The following is an 18,840-nucleotide window of genomic DNA, read 5'->3' on the forward strand; positions in this document are numbered from 1 at the left end:
GCAAAGCGGTAGTGCCGAGCCATGCTCGGCAGGGGCTTTACCAGCGAAAACCACCTCCTCCCCCAACCCTCCCCTTCGCTACGCGAAAGGGAGGGAGCAAAGCGGTAGTGCCGAGCCATGCTCGGCAGGGGCTTTACCAGCGAAAACCAACCTTTCCCCAACCCTCCCCTTCGCTACGCGAAAGGGAGGGAGCAAAGCGGTAGTGCCGAACCACGCTCAGCATAGGCTCTACCTGGGACATCTTGCCGAGCATGGTTCGGCACTACCCTTAAACAACAACGCCGCCCTGGGGCGGCGTTGTTGCCATGCATTACACCCGCGCGCTTACAAACCGCAGAAGCAGTATGCGAGCGACTTCACCGGCGCACCATTGCGGTCCTTCACTGCATCCTCGACGAAGCGCAGCTGGGTGTCCAGCTCCGGCATCTGCCGGGCCAGCATCATCCGCGCGATACCCGAGTCGGCCAGCATCCAGGCACCGGCGCGGCTGCCGGCAAAGCCGGTCATGAACTGCGCGAACGGCGTGGCCGCCTTCTCGATGTAACGCACACGGTACTTGTCGCTCTCACCCAGCTTGGCGCGGCCAGCGGCATCGGCAACGGCAGCCTTCAGGCCACCAAACGCATCCACCAAGCCACGTTCCTTGGCCTGCGCACCACTCCACACGCGGCCGCGGGCGACTTCATCCACGGCTTCCACCGGCTTGTTGCGCGCGGCAGCCACCTTGCCGGTGAAGTCGGCATAGCCCTTGTTGATCACCGACTGGATCACCTGGCCCACGGCCGGGTCCATCGGCCGGGTTACGTCGAACGCGCCCGCGAAACGGGTGGTGCCAACGCCATCGGTATGCACGCCGATCTTGTCCAGGCTGCGGGCGAAGTTGGGAATCATGCCGAAGATGCCGATCGAACCGGTGATGGTGGATTCGTCGGCATAGATGCGATCGGCATTCATGCTGATCCAGTAACCACCGGACGCGGCCATGTCACCCATCGACACCACCACCGGCTTGCCGGCGGCCTTGAGCGCTTCCACTTCGCGGCGGATCTGCTCCGAAGCGAAAACTTCACCACCCGGCGAATCCACGCGCAGCACCACGGCCTTCACGTCGTCATCGTCGCGCGCCTCGCGCAGCAGGGCCGACGTAGACACGCCGCCGATGCGGCCGGCAGGCAGGTCACCGCCAGCGATTTCACCTTCGGCCACCACCACCGCCACCTGCGGACGCGAATCCACCGGCGAGCGGCGGGCATCGATCTGGGTGAGGTAGTCATTCAGGCCGATCTGGCGGTAACCACCGTCGGCATCGCTGTCGGCAGTACCGCGCTCGGTCAGCAGCGCGTCCACTTCCTCGCGGGTCTTCAGGCCATCGACCAGCTTCTGCTGCAGGGCGAAGCGGGCCAGGTCGCCTTCAGCGGCGGCGATGCCTTCGGGCAGGGTATCGATGCCGGCGGCCAACTGCGCGACATCCAGCTTGCGCGCCTTGGCGATATCACCCAGGTAGCGCTGCCAGACGTCGTTCATCCAGAACAGATCGGCTTCCTTGGCCTGCGGCGAGGCAGCGTCCAGCACGTAGGGCTCGGCAGCGGACTTGTACTCGCCCACCTTGAACAGGTGCACATCCACGCCCAGCTTTTCCTGCAGGCCGGTGCGGAAATACTGGCGGTAACGGCCCAGGCCTTCCAGCAGCAACCCACCCATCGGGTCCAGGTAGATCTCGTCGGCCTGCGCCGCCAGCAGGTACTGCGACTGGCCCATGTTTTCACTGAAGGCCACCACCTGCTTCTTGGCTGCACGCAGCTCCTGCAGCGCAGCGGTCACTTCGCGCATGGAGGCAAAGCCGCTGGGCTGCAGCTTGTCCAGTTGCAGCACCACGCGCTCGATCTTTTTGTCGTCCTTGGCCGCCTCGATGGCACGTACCAGGTCGCGCAGCTGGATCTCCTCGCCCTTGGTGTCGCCCAGCGCCTTGGCCAGCGCGCGGCTCACCGGGTCGCTGCTGAACTGTTCGACCAGGCGGCCTTCCGGCGCGATCACCAACGTGGTGCGGTCCTGCATGACCTTGGCCGAGGACGCGCCCTTGCCCAGCACCACCAGGAATACGACCAGCATCAGCAACAGCAGGCCGAAGAACAGCAGGTTGAGGATCAACCGGCGGGTGAAGTTCATTACATCCCACAGGCCCACGAAAAAGGTGGCAATGGGATTGCGACGTGGTACGGGGGGGGGATTCATGAACACTCCTGTCCGGGCTTGTTGCAGGTGAGGATACGCATTGGCAAGGCTCGCAGTATGGCCTTTAAGTCAGGGTGCCGCCGGATACAGCAGGCGCCGGCTGCTTACCCGCAGGCGCCAGCCCAGCAGCACGGCGGCCACGGTCAGACCCATGATCAGGCCAACCCACATGCCCTGCGGGCCCCAGCCAAGGCCAAGACCCAGGCCTGCGCCCAGCGGCATGCCCACGCCCCAGTAGGCGAACATGGCGATGAACATCGGCACGCGGGTGTCCTTCAGGCCGCGCAGCGCACCGGCCGACAGCACCTGGATGCCATCGGGGATCTGGAAGGTGGCCGCGTACAGCAACAGCGTGGACGCCAGCGCCGCCACCGCCAGGTCATCGGTGTACAGGCGCACGACGGCGTTGTGCCCAAGCAGCAGGCCGGTGATGGACACCAGCTGGGTCACCAGCACGATGCCGTAACCGGCCCAGGTCGCCCGGCGCACGCCCAGTGGATCGTTGCTGCCCACCGCATGGCCGACACGTACGGTGGTTGCCTCGGCCACGCCCATCGGGATCATGAAGCACAGCTGGGCGACGTTGATGGCGATCTGGTGCGCACTGGCTTCGGTTGCACCAATGCGGCCGATCAACAGCGCGGTGATGATGAACAGACCGCCTTCCATCAACACGGTGATGCCGATCGGCAGCCCCGTCCGCAGCAGGTCCCAGATCGCCTGCCAGCGCGGCAGTTCGAAATGGGTGAACAACTGCAGGTGGGCGAAGCGCTTGGTGGTCCACAGGTACGTGGCAAAGGCCAGCGCCTGCACCCACATGGTCACCGACGAAGCGATGCCCAGGCCTTCGGCCCCCAGCTCGGGGAAGCCGAACCTGCCGTTGCACAGGGCATAGCCCAGCGGCCCCAGCACCAGCAGGCCACCAAAACCGATCAACATGGTCGGCAGGGTCCAATGCATGCCCTCACTGAGATAGCGCATGCAGAAGTACAGGGTCAGCGCCGGCACGCCCCAGCGGATGGCATGCAGGAAGTCGGTGGCGCCGGGCACGATCTCCGGGGCGATGCCGAATGCGGGCAGGAACGCGGGCACCACGCTCAGGAACAGGAACATCAGCGCGCTCAGGCCCACGCCCAGCCACAGCGCCTGACGGAACAGGGGGCCGATCTCGCGCTCGCGGCCGGCGCCGTGCAGCTGCGACACCGAGGCGGTGAGCGAGATCAGGGTGCCGATCGGCACCAGCATCGGCAGCCATAACAAGGCAGTGCCGATGCTGACCGCGGCAAATGTGTCGGTGCCATGATGGCCGGCGATGGTGTTGTCGACGAAGGCGATCAGGCCGGTGGAGACGTGGCCCAGCACCAACGGCAGAGCGAGGAGACCAGTCGACCGCACTTCCTGCAGGAAGCGCGGCGTAGCGGGAGCAGTGGACATAAAACAGAAGACGCGGACTGCGGCCGGCGCAGGAAGTGCGCGGTTGCCGGGTCGCGGAGTGTGCGCATTCTACCGTGGCCGGACCATGACCGCCCTGCCCTGTGGTGAACGCAATGTTTGATCTGCTGCCACGCTGGCCGGTTACCGGCCGACCTTTTCGCGCAGCCAGGCACCGCGCTGCGCCGGTGCCAGCCCCAGCAGCTGCGCACGCACAGCGTCACGCTCCTGCGGCGGCGTGCGCAACGAAATCAGGCTCAGCTGCTCCAGCTCGGTGGCATCCAGTGCACGCAACAAGGCCATCACCGGGCCGCGCTCGGCCTCGGGTACAAAGCCCAGCAAGGGTTGCAGGCGCGGGTAGAACACGCCCAGCTGCGGGCCCAGCAGCCATGCATCCCGGTGCATCTGGTCCATGCCGGCAAAGCGAGCGCGCAATGCATCCCGCTGTGCGGGCGGCATGGCCGCCAGCGCCGCAGCGGCCTGCCGCAGACGCTGCTTTTCACTGTCCGGCAGCGCCTGCCAGGCAGCATAGCGGGCGCGCGCATCGCGTTTGTGCGCGGCGGACTGGCTGGCCCAGGCGGGCTGCGCCGGTGCTGTCTGCACAGTGGGTGGCGGTGCCGGGATACCCGGCAGCGCGGTGGGGGTGGCCGCCTGCAGCGGCGCGACCAAAGCCAGCAACAACCCGGGCAGCAGCCACTCAGTTTTCCGCATCGACCGTCTCCAGGGCTGCGCCGGCCGGCTCGGGCCGGCTTGGCTGCGGTTGAGATTCATCCACCGGTAGTGGGCCACCGGCGGCATACCAGGCCAATAGATCGGCATCCTGGGCCAACGCCAGCTCCGGGTCGGCCAGCATGGCCGCATCGGCGGCGGTGTCAGGATCCGGGCCAGGCGCCGCGGTGCTGCTGTCGTCCGCCAGGGTTTCCACCTGCACCGGGTTGTCATCGCCCAGGCCACTGCCAATCCCGGGGCCAACACCAGCGGGGTGTTGGCTGCGCCACCACCCGCCGGCAACCAGTGCCAGCAACAGCAAGGGCAGGCACAACAACAACCAGGTCCGCAGGGGCCAACGCGCACGCGGCTTGCGCGGCGCCGCAGGGCGGCGCCGAGCCAACGGTTCGGGTACGCGGGCTGGCGTTTGCGGCTTGACCGGCATTGCCCCGGTCAGCACCGATTCCCGCAGTTGCTCCAGCTGCTGCAGACGGGGCGCCGACAGGTCACGGACCCGCGCCTGCACCTGTTCGGCCAGCTGCCGCCATGCCCCGGCATCGGGCTGGCCGTGCACATCCAATGGGCAGGCCCCGGCCAGCGCTTGCCGATAGGCCGCCGAAGCAACCCCCAGCACCGCTGCGGCAGCCTCATCGTCCAATCCGCCACCAATACGCAACAGCAGGGCGAGGCGTTCGGCCGGCGCCAACGTCCCCAGATGGGTCAACGCTGGCTCCCATTGCCCCGTCGCCGGGGGGCTGAGCAATTGCGGGGTACTGCACAACAGGCCCCAGAAACGGGCAGGCCAATCGGCCATGGGCAGCTGCGCGGCGTGCCCGGCGAAGGCGCGCATGGCCACCGCCACCGCGCGCTCGGCAATGGCCGCATCGCCAGCCTGCAGCTCGGCCACGACCAAGGCGCGGCGTTCAGCACCCCGCAGGAAGGCGGACAGAGCATTGGCTGCGGCCGGGGAAAGAGGGGCTGGTGCAGCCATCATGTGAACTCCGTCATGCCGTGATGATACTCAGCGCATGACAAGCTGCCGACGGCCTGCACGCCCTCATCACGGTGGCGGAGCAGCCCCTGCCGCAACTTGTGCACAGCGTCAATACGCCGTAACAAATTCCGCGCGAATGCCATGCCAAAGCTGCATTTCGTTTTTGTTTCACGGACAAGTTATTGTTTTTAAAATAAAAAACAATGTGGCTATTTTTTGTCCAAGTTGACCCAAAGGCTTGATCCATCGCCCAAGGCGCGTGGAGCACTGTGCTCACCCACAGAGTTATCCACAGGAAATGTGGATAAGCCCAAATCCTCAAGCGGGGCCTGCGTTTACGCGGCATTTATGGACAGTCTCACAGCTTGCACACGCAAGTGAATAACGCGCGGAAGCGCTGCACGGACAGCTAAACTGGGCGCATGCCCGCCTGCCCCACCCTGCGCGTCGCCTTGCCGGTGCCGCTGCCGCAAAGCTTCGACTACCTGCCCCCTCCCGCCAGCCCGGCCCCTGTCGTTGGCGACATCGGGCGACGCCTGCGCCTGCCCTTTGGCAACCGGGAACTGGTCGGCGTGGTGGAAGGCCTGGGGCAGGTCGATGACCCGCAGGCGCTGCGCCCGGCACAGGAATGGCTGGACGAACGGCCGCTGCTGGCGGGGGAACTGCTGACCTCGCTGCGCTGGCTTAGCCGCTATACCCACGCACCACTGGGTGAAGTGCTGGCCACCGCCTTGCCGGCTCCCCTACGGCGTGGTGAACCCTTGCCGGATACCCACGGCTGGGCCTGGGAATTGACCGACGCCGGCGCCGACGGCCTGTCGCGGCTGCGTGCCAACACCCGGCCGCAGCGGCTGGCCTCGCTGCTACAAGCAGGGCCGGTGAACGAGGATCTGCTCGACGCCCAGTTGGAGGACTGGCGTACGGCGGCGCGCGCGCTGGCCAAGCGTGATTTCGCCCAGCGCGTGGCGGTGCCGGCGCTGATGCCACAGGCGCAACCACGCCCTGGCCCGTCCCCCAACCCGCAGCAGCAACAGGCGATCGATGCCCTGCAGGGCGCCGAAGGCTTCCAGCCGTTCCTGCTGGACGGCGTCACCGGCAGCGGCAAGACCGAGGTTTACCTGCAGGCGATCTGCCACTGCCTGCAACAAGGCAAACAGGCGCTGGTGCTGGTGCCGGAGATCGGCCTGACCCCGCAGACCCTGCAGCGTTTCCGCAGCCGCCTGGGCATCCCCGTGCACGCACTGCATTCGGGTTTGAACGACAACGAACGTGCGCGCGTGTGGGCAGCCGCCTCGCGCGGCGAGGCGCGGGTCATCGTGGGTACCCGCTCGGCGATTTTCACGCCATTGCCGCAAGCCGGTTTGATCGTCATCGACGAGGAACACGACGGCAGCTACAAGCAGCAGGACGGCATCCGCTACCACGCACGCGATTTCGCCCTGGTGCGCGGCAAGGCACTGAATGTACCGGTGGTACTGGGCAGCGCGACGCCATCATTGGAATCCCTGCACAACGCACGCAGCGGCCGTTACACGCATCTGCGCCTGCAACAGCGCGCCGGTGATGCCAAGCCACCGGGCGTGCGCGTATTCGATGTGCGCAAGCGCCCGTTGCAGGATGGGTTGTCACCGGAAGTGCTGGTCGGCATCAAGCAGCACCTGAAGGCAGGCAGCCAGGTATTGGTGTTCAAGAACCGGCGCGGCTATGCGCCGGTGCTGCTCTGCCATGACTGCGGCTGGACCGCCCCGTGCAAGCGCTGCAGCACGCCGCTGCACAACACGCCGATGACCGTGCACGGTGGCGGTCGCCGCCTGCAGTGCCACCACTGCGGCGCGCGCCAACCGGTACCCCTGGCCTGCCCCGACTGTGCCAGCCTGGCGCTGCAACCGCAGGGCATCGGCACCGAGCGCCTGGAAGAACGCCTGCTGCAGTTGTTTCCGGACTACCCGGTGCTGCGTATCGACCGCAGCACCACCAGCCGCCGCGATGCCCTGGAACAGACGCTGGCAACGCTGGGCGACCAGCCCGGCATCCTGGTTGGCACACAGATCCTGGCCAAGGGCCACGACCTTCCCAAGCTGACCCTGGTAGTCGTGGTCGGCATCGATGAAGGCCTGTTTTCGGCCGATTTCCGCGCCAGCGAAAAACTGGCCCAGCAGCTGATCCAGGTTGCCGGCCGCGCTGGCCGTGCCGAGCGTCCCGGCGAGGTCTGGCTGCAGACCCACCACCCGGACAACGCCTTGCTGCACACCCTGGTCAACGGCGGCTACCACGCCTTTGCCGATGCCGAGCTGCTGCAGCGCGAAGCGGCCGGATTCCCACCCTTCGCACATATGGCGCTGCTGCGCGCTGAAGCCAAACAGGTGGAGCAGGCCAATGAATTTCTGGGCGCGCTCAAGCAACTGCTGCCCAAACAGAACGACGTCGAACGCTTTGGGCCGATGCCGGCACCGATGCCACGCCGTGCCGGCTTCCAGCGCACGCAGTTGCTGTTGTCGGCCGGGCAGCGGCGCCCCTTGCACGCAGCGCTGGATGGGTTGATGGTGCAGGCCTATGGCCTGCCGCAGGCGCGCCGCGTGCGCTGGTCGCTGGACGTGGACCCGATGGATCTGTACTGATCTGGTGCTTTGCAGGAGCGACCCGAGCCGCGAAGCTGAAAATGCACGTGATCCCGGTAGAGCCGAGCCATGCTCGGCTGGAGCTTTACCGGTAAAGCCTCTGCCGAGCATGGCTCGGCACTACGCTCTTATCTGTAGAAATCGGCAATCTGATCGGTGAACTGCTGCGGGTTGGCACCCACAAGATTGGTCAGTACCACCACCGCCAGGCCTTCGTCCGGATAGACCACGAACGCCGCCCGTGCGCCACCGAAGCTGCTGATCTGGCGCTTTCCCGCCGGCCCCGATACTGGCCAGCCTGCGGCCCAATCACCTTCACTGCCATCGTTCAGACGCTCTGGCGTCCACATCTGCGTCAGGCTGTCAGCACGCAGCACGCGCTGCTGCAACAAGCCCGCCAACCACCGCGCCAGATCATCGGCAGTGGTCTGGATGCCACCACCGGCCCACAAGCCCTGTGGCATGTCGTAGAACCAGTGCGAAAGTCGCTTCGGTGCACCGGCAGCATCACTGCTGCGTGGAAAAAAACTGTACATGGTCGCCGCGTTCGGCAGCAGATCGTAGCTGTCACCGAACCCGACGTGCGTCATGCCAACACGCTTGAACTGGTTGTCCGCCAGATAGTCCTCGTAGGCCCTGCCACTGCGCTGAGCGATGATCCTGGCCAGCAAGCCGTAGTTGGTCTGGTTGTAGGCGAACCGCGCGCCCGGCAAGGCCTGCATAGGCTGCTGCTCAACCAGCTGCCATGCCGTTGCTTCGGAGCCACCACCAACCAGGCCCTGCGCATCGACGATATCCGGCAGGCCGGAGGTATGCGCCAGCAGCTGGCGTACACGGATCGCCTGCCATGCGGCTGGCAGTTGCTGCAGATAAGCGGAGATTGGCGCATCAACATCAAGCTGCCCGCTTTCGGCCAGCTGCATGACCGCCACGCCGGTGAATGCCTTGGTCGCCGAGTTGATGGGGAACAGGGTGGCAGGCGTGGCTGCCACCTTGTTCTCGACATTGGCCAGCCCCACCGCCGTCGAGAACACCACGTTGCCGTCCTTGACCACCGCAACCTGCAGCCCCGGTATGCCTCTGTCCTCCATGGTGGCAACAATGAAGCGCCGTGTCGCCTCATTGGCAGCCTCCAGCGTCGCCGCGGCCAACTGAAGAGGCAGCACGCAGAGAAGCACACCCAGGCACAACAGGTATCGGGAGGTTGCACGTCGCATCGTCTGGCTCGGGTCGTGGCTGGCGGAAATGTGTCGGATCGCGGCTGTCGCGATCACCGACTCCAGACTTTGATGCATGAAACAGGCAAAAGGTTTAAACCGGCGATCACCCGCACCCGGCATTCGCCATTGCCTCGACCGGGCTGAGCCCCGCACCTCAGCGCCCGGAATGCTGCAGCCTCCGCTGCATCATCCTCTGCTCGCGGATGACAACGTGCCACGCCGCACTCCCAATGGACAGTTCAACCTCGCGACGCAGCCCTGCATCGTTGATGATCCAGGATCCGTTGCGAATGCGGGGGTGCTGTGGAGCCGCGCTCGCCTCGATAGCAAGCGCTGGCACCAGGTGAATCCCCAGCGGCAACGCAAGGGCCGTCACGCTACGCGTCCGCGGCCGTCGACATCACAGGTCAACGCCGAAGCCAATACCGGCGGACTTCTCACCGCCACCAAAGGCGCCGCCCAGCGAGAACGAAGCGCGCGCCCCCAGCCGCACGCCATAACCGATCGACAAGGCCTGCTCCCCACCCTGGAAACCGGCGCCCACCGCAACGCGCCCGCGCGCGCTCTGGCCACCGGCCGCGTTGATCGCCATGTTGGTCATCGCCGATGTCATCGCGCCCATCCGGTCGATGCGTCGGTCCTGATGGCGCAGGCGTTGCTCCACGCCGTCATGGAAACGGGTGAAGTCGTCGCTGAACGCGGCCAGCGCGCTATCCGTATAGGCATTGGCACTGGTCAGGGTCTGGGCTGCGGTTGTATCGGTGTACTGGTTTGCAGAAGCCAACGTCGCCGTATCCCCCGCACTGACCTCACCGCGCACGGTCGCCACCTGGGCATCGGTGTAAACCGTGGACGCGGCCAAGGTCGCGGCGTCACCGGCATCGGCATGCGCGCGCGCGGCCTGCAGCCCCATCGCCTGACTGTTGGCGACCTGCTGGTCGGTGTACTGGTTGGCGGAGTCAAGCGTGGCCGCATCGCCGGCCGCGAGGTCACCACGCAGCGAAGTCTCACGCGTATCGGTATATGCATTCGCCGAAGCCAGCGTTGCCGCATCGCCCGCTGCCATGTCCGTGCGGATCACCGTCTCGCGCGCATCGGTATGCGCATTGGCCGCATCCAAGGTGGCCGCGCCACCGGCGACGATGTCGTCGCGGATGGCCGCCTCACGCGCATCGGTATAGCTGTTGGCGCTGGCCAGGGTCGACGCGTCCGCATCGGCCATATCGGTGCGGATCGCTGCCTCGCGCGCATCGGTGTGCGCGTTGGCCGCATCCAGCGTGGCGTCCCCTCCGGCGGCGATGTCGTTGCGGATGGCCGCCTCACGCGTATCGGTATAGCTGTTGGCACTGGTCAGCGTCGCCGCGTCCGCGCCGGCCATGTCCGTACGTATCACCGATTCACGCGCATCGGCGTGCGCAATCGCGGCATCCAGCGTGGTGTTGGCGCTGGCTGCCATGTCGCTCCGCACGGCGGCCTCACGGCCATCGGTATAGCTGTTGGCGGTGGTCAACAACACTGCGTCCGCGCCCAGCAGATCGGCGCGGATGCCTGCTTCACGCGTATCGGTGTATTGGTTGGCCGTTGCCAACGCAGCACCCGCTTCGGCGTCGATGTAGTTCTGCAGGTCCGCGCCTTGGTTGGTCAACGCAGTATCCAGCGCACCAAGCGCAGAGCCCACGCTGTGCTGCACCCCTCCCTGGATCGCATAGTTGGGTGCGGTGAACACGCCCCCACTGTACGCAGCACCGCCGCCCAGCCAGGCCGCCACGCCCGACAAGCCACTGCTGGTGGATGCAGACACCGCGTTCAACTGGGTGACGTTCACCGCGTCATTGCCAGCGGTGCCGGCGGCAACGTTGGTGATGCGCCGCTTCAATGTAGCCGACCCCACCGACACCACATCGGCAAGACCACCGTCGCTGCTGCCAGAGCCCAGCGCCACCGAGCCACCACCGGCGGCTATCGCGTTCCTGCCGATGGCGACGTTGTTGTCCGTGCCCGGAGCACCCGTGGGGCCCGGGAAACCACAGCACATATCATTGCCGTTGCCGCCGTTGCCGGCCTGGCTGCCATTGCCCAACGCGATGTTGTAGTTGCCGCCGGCACCACCATTGCCGCCTGTGCCACCCGCGCTGCCCTGACCGGCCCTGCCACCGTTACCCGCACTGCTGTTGGTGCCGAACGCCAGGTTGTAGGCACCGCCATTACCACCAGTACCGCCGGTCCCCCCTGCGGTCCCATTCGAGCCCTGCCCCCCCATACCGACCGAACTGCCCTGCCCGAAGGCGGTGTTGCCGGTGGCATCTCCCAATCCGCCAGCAGAACTGGTCCAGCCCGGCTGCGACGGCCCCGGATTGCCATCCGTGCCGACCCGGCTGCCTTCCTGGCAGGCAATGGCACCAGTACTGGCGTCTTGGGTGCAGGGCGTGGTCGGCGAGGTACCGCCAACGACTTCAGCAGCCTGCGCTGGCGAAAACGGCAGCAGGCCCAGCATGGCAAGCACGGCCAGCGGCGCAGCCTTGGCAAGGACAGGACGGTTCATGGAAGGATCCCCCGAATCAGCAAGGGACAAACCTACCGTTGGGCCTACATGTCCCGCATCCACGAAATCAGGTAGTCGGCAGCCAGCCGGACCGTCACCTGATCACGCCATCAGTGGCAGCAGCAACGCCAGCCGCGTGCCGCTGCCATTGGCGGCGGCTGATACCTGCAGTTCGCCGCCCAGCCTGCGTGCACGCAGGTGCATGCTGGCCAGCCCAGCACCAGTGCCCGATGCCTCCTTGCCACTGGCACCTTGCACCAGCCCAATACCGTCGTCGTCGATATGCAGTTGCAACTGGTCACCTTGTCTGCGCAGGTAGACATCCACGCGCCGCGCGTGGCTGTGCTTGAACACGTTGGTCAGGCCTTCCTGCAGCAACCGCAACAGGTCGAGGCTGCGGCTGGCTCCAAGCTCGATGCCATCGATGTCCTGCAGGTGCCAGTGGGCCTGGATGTCCACCGCATCCAGCAAGCCACTGGCACGGTGGCGCAGCGGCACCAGCAGCTCGGCCAGATCCGCCTGCTCGCGAGCGGTGCTGTCGATGACCAGGCGCAGGTCGTCACGCATCTCGCGCAGCATACCGATGACCTTCTGCCGTGGCATGTCATCGGGCGCCTGCTCCAAGCGCGCGATTGCGCCCACCAGGGTGCCACCAAAGCCATCGTGCAGGTCACGCACCAGCTGCAGGCGCTCACCGGCGCGACTATGCGACAACTCCAGCGCATGCTGTTGCTGCAAGGTATCCGCCAACTGCGTGGTGGCCTGCTGCACTTCATGGCGCAACTCGGCATTGAAGCCTTCCACCCGCTGCATGGTATTGGCGAAGCGGTACGCCAGCACGAAGCCCATGCCGAGCAGCATCAGCGGCGAGGTGAACGATCCCAGGTAGCTGACACCGCCATACCAGCCCATGTAGACGCCAAGATCGTGCAGCGATACCGCGATCGGCAGGATGATGCACAGCGCCAGCACCTGGTAGTCACGCCGGCCGCTGCGCAGCGCATAGCCCATGAAGGTGAACGAGACCAGGTAGAGGAAGGCGATGGTCGGCACCAGATAGACGTTGCGATGCGGCCCCATCCATTGCGGCCACAGCAGGGCACCCGCCATCACCAGCACTGCAATGGCCAGCAACACGCGCTCCAGGCGCGGCCAGCGCCGCTCGCAGAAGCGCAGCAGGAATACCGTATGGGCGGCGGCGCCGGCCACATAGCAGGCGCCAATGAAGGCCTGCCATGCATCGGTGGTGGCGAACGGCCACGGGCTGCTGGCAAAGAAGTTGCTGTCGTACAGGCGCCCAAACACTGCGCTCAGCGCGTACCAGCCGTACATCGACTCCTTGCGCCGCAGCAGCCAGAACAGGCCGATAACCGCCGCCAGCACCAAGCCGATGGCGCTATCCAGGACCTGCAGGTCGTGGCGGACGAAAATCTCCTTGCGATAACGCGCCTGCAATTCCGTCGGATCGCCTACATCCACCACCCCGAGCGAAGGCTGGTAAGCCGCCAGGCCGGACACACGCACCAGCAACTCGTTCTCACCCTGCCGCAGCAGCGGCGACTGCAGCAGGAAGTAACGCGGCACATGCCAGCTGCGTGACAGCGGTTCGACCAGCGATGCATCGCGATCGATCAAGCTGCCATTGAGATACACGGCCCCCGCCATGCAGGTGTAATCCAGCAGCAAGCCGGTTGGTTGATTGGCATCGCTCTGCTGCCAGCGCAGGCGATACCAGACCACTCCATCATGATCCGGCCAGCGCGTCTGCCATTGGTCAGCCAGTGGCACCTGCACCCAGCCCTGTACAGGCGCTGCCGGCGATTGCCAGTCAGCGCGCACAGCTTCAGCGTGGCTGATTCGGGTGATGCCAGCTGTCTGCGCGCTGGCACTGCCCACACAAGCGGCCAACAGCAGCAGCAACAGCCAGCGGATCAAGGCAGCAGTCCCATCGCGCGCGCCTCGTATACCGCAGCGGTCCGCGAGCCCACCGCCAGCTTGCGGTAGATGTTGCGAGTATGGGCTTCGATGGTGAGCCGCGACAAGCCGAGCAACTCGGCAATCTCGCGGTTGCCGTAGCCCTGCGCAACGTGGTTCAGAATGCCGAGCTCTCGCTCGGACAGCTGCACGGCGGGCGCTGCTGGAGCAGCGACTGGACGCTGCGCAACCGCTGGCAGCAAGGCCAGAATGCGCCGCGCGATCATCGGATCGATCGGCGCGCCACCGCGTTGCAGGCTGCGCAGCGCAACCGTCAGCTCGATGTCTTCCCGGTCCTTGAGCAGGTAGCCTGCGGCGCCAGCGCGCAATGCAGCGAAGATGCTCTCTTCCTCGGCAAACGCGGACACGATCACTGCTTGCAGCTGCGGCACATGCTGCTGCATCCAACCGACAAGTTCGATGCCGGTGCCGTCGGGTAGTTGCATGTCGACCAGGGCGAGGTCGAACTGATGGGCTTGCAGGAGTGCAAAGGCGCTGCCGAGGCTGTCGGCGGTGTGAATCCGTGTCTGTTGGTCCGTCAGTAATTCGGACACGAGCCTGACCAGCCTCGCCAGCCAAGCTGTGTCGTCGTCGATGATCAGGATGGAAGACAGCTCCATCGGCCCCCGCCATGGTCCGTGTTGTGGCGGAGTTTAGCGCGCTCTTACGGCTGGGTTGTGAGGGGGGGCACTTGGAGCAGAAACGCTGCCTCCGTTGGGATCGTCAGGCGAGGCGGCCCTCATCCCCTGCCCCGCTCCGCGCCCCAGCCCTTGCGTTGACGCAAGGGCGTTCGTTGGGCAGCGAACCTGCGGTTCGCAAGCTGCCCCCCCTCACCCCGCAAGCGGGAGAGGGGAGGAAGCCTGGCTCCGGACAATCTACGAAACAGCCTTGCTCCGGATGAATCTGGGTAGCCTTGGCTCTCGCTCGCTCTTACCAGGTACGGCGCAGCGGGTGGGCTTCGGTGTTGAAGACGATGCCTTCGAAGTCCAGGGTCTTGGCCGGGGCGAACAGCAGGTAGTAGTACTTGAACGTCTCGGCGAACAGGAAGCTCTCCATCGAGTCGTCCTTCTCCTTGCTGCGGACATCCTTCAGCGCGGCGAAGCCATGATCGGTGCGGGTGTAGCGCACGAAGTCGTCGAAGAATTCCTTGCCCATGCCACGGTAGCGCGCGTCACCGGTGTAGTGGTGCAGGTAGTAAGCCGACTCGACGATCTCCGGGCGCAGCGCGTAGCTCGGCGAACGCACTTCCATCTTGGCGTAGTCCAGCGACTCCGGCTCGATGTCATGCAGGCGCCACATCTTCAGGTTGGATTCCTGCAGGCGCTTGGCGCGGTCCAGGTCACCGCCCAGGGCCAGCAGGCCCGGCATGAACGCGTCCAGCGCACCGTAGGTGGTGGAGGTGCGGGCGCCGGTGTCCATGTCGGCGTGGCCGTACCACAGCTCGCCTTCGCGGGATTCATCGGCCAGGTACTGGTTGATCGGGCCGATGCTCTCGTCCCACATCTTCTTGCAGTCCTCGTCGCCGAACAGCTTCCAGCACTTGAGCAGGTACTCGTAGTACGAGTCGATGCCACCGGCGATCGAGGCGTCCTTGTTGGTCCACTCGCCGGTCTCGACGTTGATGTTCAGGCCAACCAGGCCGATCTTGGAGCGGCGCTTGTGGGTTTCCACCAGCGCACGCTTGGCCTTGTCGTAGTAGGCCTGCTTGCCGGTGAGCTTGGCCAGGGTGCCGAACTCCAGCAGCAGCGTGCCGGTTTCGGCCGGGTTGCTGATCTTGCCGCTGGTCTTGCCGGTGTGCAGGTTGACGTGGGTGTACGGCAGGCCGGTCGGGCTGTCGAACACCGGCGACAAGCGCGTGCCCAGGTCATCGGCGAGCTTGAGCAGGCGCTCGTCGTTGGTCATCTGGTAGGCCGACAGCAGGCCACCGAGCAGACGGATGGTGACCTCGAAGTTCTGCACGTCGATGTCCTGGTCAAAGGACAGCTGGGTGACGATCAGCTCGCGCGCTTCGTTGGCTTCCTTGTCCAGGCCGAGCAGCAGCAGCGTGTCCAGGGCATCGACCGGCGACATCAGCAGCGGCTTGGGATACCAGTCGCGCGGCTGGCCGCTGAGCGGCTTCAGGTCGTCGTGGCCCTTGGCGTACTGCATGTAACCCTGCCAGGCGTGGCGGGTGGCCTCACGGACCTGTTCGGCCATGCGGGCGGCTTCGGCGTCATCGACGGCAGGAAGCGCGGCATCGGCCGGCGCAGCGGCAGCAGCCGGTGCAGCCGGGGTGGTGGCGGGAGCGGCGGCCTGCTGGCTGCAGGCGGAAAGCGCCAGCATCAGCGCGGCGACCAGGGGGGCGGTACGCAGGGAACGGGTCATCAGTGGATCCTCTCGACGGAAGCGTTGTCTTGCGATGCAACGGGACGGAACTGCAGGGTGTCGCCCAGCGTCTGCAGGTGCAGGGCTGTGCGCAGGGTGGAAAGCGGTGCGGTGCTGCGCACGACCAGCGTGCGGGTCTGCCCGGGCAGCAGATCGAAGGCGTTGTCCTCGACGCTGGCATCGGCGTTGTTGAAGCCGATCCAGATGCCACGCACCAGCTTGTCGGCGCGCAGCTCCAGCAGGTAGTGATCGCCTTCGGCGCGCAGCTCGCTGTGCAGCTGTGCCGGCTGCAGCGCCTGCTGCTTGGCGGCGGTGAAATAGACCAGGCGCTGCGCGATCAGCGTGTCGCCACGCAGCAGCTCGAACACCGCCACAGTGCGGTGCGGGTCGGCGCCCTGCAGCAGCTCGGCATCGCTGAAGCGCGCCACCTCGGTGGCCGCGCCGGCCGGCAAGCGGATGGCCTTGTGCTGCTGCTGCAACGGGCGGCCGTCAAAATCCAGTACACGTAGACGCCACTGCGCCTGCACTGCGTCAGCACCATCGTTGAGCAGGCTCACGCGGGTACTGCCTTCATCGCGCAAGGCCGCCACCGCCATCTCGGCGAAGAAGCGGCGGGCATGGAAGTTCAACGCCTTCCAGTTGCCGTAGTAATCCACGCTGGACCAGGACGCACCCGGCCACACATCGTTGAGCTGCCAGTACAGCGAGCCCATCGTGTACGGACGCGAGGCACGGTGGTGCAGTGCCGCCAGCTCAATACCCTCGGCCTGCATCATCTGGCTCAGGTAGACGAAGTCGGCGAAGTTGCGCGGCGTGCCGAACTCCATCTCGATGTAGTGCAGCAGGCGCTCATTGCCCTTGCCGGCGAGGAATTTCTGGTGGGCTTCGATCACCGGCCCATCGATACGCTGTTCGTCCGCGGTGGCAAAGGCGTCGACCGTGGAAAGCTGCGGCCAGGCCTGCAGACCGTACTCGGACATGAAGCGCGGGGTTTCCTTCAGATAGGCCGTCGGCGGCAGCGCCGGGTTGCCCCAGACTTCCCAGTAGTGTTTGTCACCGCGACGCGAATCATTGGCCTTGGTATCCAGGTCATTGCTGGGCGAACTGGCCCAGTACGGCACGCCCAGGCCTTCCTCGGCGACGACCTTGCGCAGGTCCGTGCCGAACAGGTCCACATAGCCCTGCCATACCTTCGCGGCAAACACCGGGTCGGCTTCCTTCAGGGTCTTGCCGTGGCCCCAGTCCTTCCACGCGGTTTCTTCCTCGTTATTGCCACACCACAGCACGATGCTGGGGTGGTGGCGCAGACGACGGATGTTGTCGCGCGCCTCGGCCACCACGTTGGCGCGGAAAGCGGGATCATAGCCGGGCTGCATGCCGCCACCGAACATGAAGTCCTGCCAGACCAGCAGGCCGAGTTCGTCGGCGATATCGAAAAAGGCATCGTCTTCGTAGTAACCGCCGCCCCAGTTGCGCAGCATGTTCATGTTGGCATCGCGCGCGGCCTGCAGGTCGCGGCGCAGGCGCTCGCGCGTCACCCGTGCCGCGAAGGCATCAAACGGAATGACATTCGCCCCCTTGGCGAATACCGGCACGCCATTGATGACGAAGCCGAAGCCCTGCCCGCCGTCCTTGTCCTCTTCGCGCTGCAGCTGCACGGTGCGCAGGCCGATGCGGATGCTGGACGTCAACGCGTCCTGCTTGCCCTCACCCAGCCGCGCCTGCACGGTGTAGCGATCCTGTGCGCCATAACCCACCGGCCACCAGCGGCGCGGCTTGTCGATCTGCAACGGCAGCGACACGATGTTCTCGCCCGGCGTCAGCGCAACATCACGTTTGATATGCGCGACCAAGTTTCCGTCCGGGTCACGCACGTCGATGACGACCTGTTGCGTATCGGCCTTGTCCGCCTGCTCCACCTGCAGCAGAACGTTCAAGTCAGCCTTGTTAGCATCCAGCGCATCGGTGCGTACCGCCAGATCAGTGATGCGCTGTTGATTCCAGCTATCCAGATGCACCTGTCGCCACACGCCGGCAGTGACATAGCGCGGGCCCCAATCCCAACCAAAGTGATAGGCCGGCTTGCGCACGAAGTTGCCGACCATCGCGTCCTTGGGCTCATCGCCGTAGGGCGAAGGATAGTTGCCGGCAATCTTGTGCGGCATCGCCTGCACCTGCGGCAGCAGGGTGCGGATGGGCGAGCGGAACACGATCTGCAGTTCATTGCCCTGTGCGCGCAGGCGGCCATCGACGCGAGCACGCCAGGTGCGGTGCGCATTGTCGGCCTTCAGCAGCGGCTGGCCGTTGAGGCGAACCTCGGCAAAGGTGTCCAGGCCATCGAAACGCAACTCGGCATGTGGACGCGCCAGGGTTGCGGCATCCACGTCGAAGCGGGCGCGGTATTCCCAGTCGCCAAGGCCGATCCATTGCAGACCCGCTTCGGCGGCGCCGACGTAGGGATCGCTGATCAAGCCAGCAGCCATCAGATCGGTATGCACGCTGCCCGGCACCGTCGCCTGCTTCCACGCATCCATGCCGGGATGTGCCTGCAGCTGCGCATCACCGGGCAGCAGACGGAAGCTCCATTGCGCCTGCAATGGTGCGGCCACGGCTGCGCTGGAAGCCAGCGACAACGCGCACAGCAACAGGCCCCGGCATGCGCATTGAGCGAGAATTTGTATCGATCCAAACTTCGTATGCGCTTGCTGCATGCCATCTCCTCCCTGGTGCTGCTTCCGCTTTTTAAACCGAGTAGCA

Annotated in this window: 11 protein-coding genes; 1 reads left to right on the plus strand and 10 read right to left on the minus strand. The window is 65.6% G+C overall.

The window, feature by feature from the left end:
- Positions 1 to 324 precede the first annotated feature (324 nt).
- The 4 genes from sppA to B2527_RS14355 form a co-directional block, all read right to left on the minus strand.
- Positions 325 to 2,232 carry a signal peptide peptidase SppA gene (gene sppA / locus B2527_RS14340; protein ID WP_293714945.1) on the minus strand — a complete coding sequence of 636 codons (1,908 nt, stop codon included), beginning with the start codon at positions 2,230 to 2,232 and terminating at the stop codon, positions 325 to 327.
- A gap of 69 nt (positions 2,233 to 2,301) precedes the next feature.
- Positions 2,302 to 3,666 carry an MATE family efflux transporter gene (locus tag B2527_RS14345; protein WP_293714948.1) on the minus strand — a complete coding sequence of 455 codons (1,365 nt, stop codon included), beginning with the start codon at positions 3,664 to 3,666 and terminating at the stop codon, positions 2,302 to 2,304.
- Between the two features lie 141 nt (positions 3,667 to 3,807).
- On the minus strand, positions 3,808 to 4,374 hold the full coding sequence (locus tag B2527_RS14350) for a DUF3106 domain-containing protein (protein ID WP_293714950.1): 567 nt from the start codon (positions 4,372 to 4,374) through the stop codon (positions 3,808 to 3,810).
- On the minus strand, positions 4,361 to 5,362 hold the full coding sequence (locus B2527_RS14355) for a hypothetical protein (RefSeq protein ID WP_293714952.1): 1,002 nt from the start codon (positions 5,360 to 5,362) through the stop codon (positions 4,361 to 4,363). The genes B2527_RS14350 and B2527_RS14355 overlap by 14 nt, the downstream gene beginning before the upstream one ends.
- A gap of 425 nt (positions 5,363 to 5,787) precedes the next feature.
- Here B2527_RS14355 and B2527_RS14360 point away from each other — a divergent pair, with 425 nt between their 5' ends.
- A complete protein-coding gene (locus B2527_RS14360) occupies positions 5,788 to 7,983 on the plus strand; it encodes a primosomal protein N' (protein WP_293714955.1) in 2,196 nt (731 codons plus the stop codon).
- 128 nt (positions 7,984 to 8,111) lie between these two features.
- Here B2527_RS14360 and B2527_RS14365 read toward each other — a convergent pair whose 3' ends face one another.
- From B2527_RS14365 to B2527_RS14390, 6 genes are all read right to left on the minus strand, one after another.
- A complete protein-coding gene (locus tag B2527_RS14365) occupies positions 8,112 to 9,200 on the minus strand; it encodes a serine hydrolase domain-containing protein (RefSeq protein WP_293714958.1) in 1,089 nt (362 codons plus the stop codon).
- A 403-nt stretch (positions 9,201 to 9,603) separates the two neighbouring features.
- A complete protein-coding gene (locus tag B2527_RS14370) occupies positions 9,604 to 11,745 on the minus strand; it encodes a hypothetical protein (RefSeq protein WP_293714960.1) in 2,142 nt (713 codons plus the stop codon).
- Positions 11,746 to 11,847: 102 nt separating this feature from the next.
- On the minus strand, positions 11,848 to 13,680 hold the full coding sequence (locus B2527_RS14375; RefSeq protein ID WP_293714963.1) for a sensor histidine kinase: 1,833 nt from the start codon (positions 13,678 to 13,680) through the stop codon (positions 11,848 to 11,850).
- Positions 13,677 to 14,339: a response regulator transcription factor gene (locus tag B2527_RS14380; protein WP_293714965.1), complete on the minus strand. Its 663-nt coding sequence runs from the start codon at positions 14,337 to 14,339 to the stop codon at positions 13,677 to 13,679. The genes B2527_RS14375 and B2527_RS14380 overlap by 4 nt, the downstream gene beginning before the upstream one ends.
- 310 nt (positions 14,340 to 14,649) lie before the next feature.
- Positions 14,650 to 16,083: a glycoside hydrolase family 47 protein gene (locus B2527_RS14385; protein WP_293714967.1), complete on the minus strand. Its 1,434-nt coding sequence runs from the start codon at positions 16,081 to 16,083 to the stop codon at positions 14,650 to 14,652.
- The gene (locus B2527_RS14390) at positions 16,083 to 18,716 is read right to left on the minus strand and encodes a beta-mannosidase (protein WP_293714970.1); all 2,634 of its coding nucleotides are present in this window, start codon (positions 18,714 to 18,716) and stop codon (positions 16,083 to 16,085) included. Before B2527_RS14390 ends, B2527_RS14385 begins: the two co-directional genes overlap by 1 nt.
- Positions 18,717 to 18,840 lie beyond the last annotated feature (124 nt).

Origin of the sequence: Stenotrophomonas sp. UBA7606 (genome assembly GCF_002477705.1) — a bacterium.
In the GTDB taxonomy this organism is placed as follows: Bacteria; Pseudomonadota; Gammaproteobacteria; order Xanthomonadales; family Xanthomonadaceae; genus Stenotrophomonas.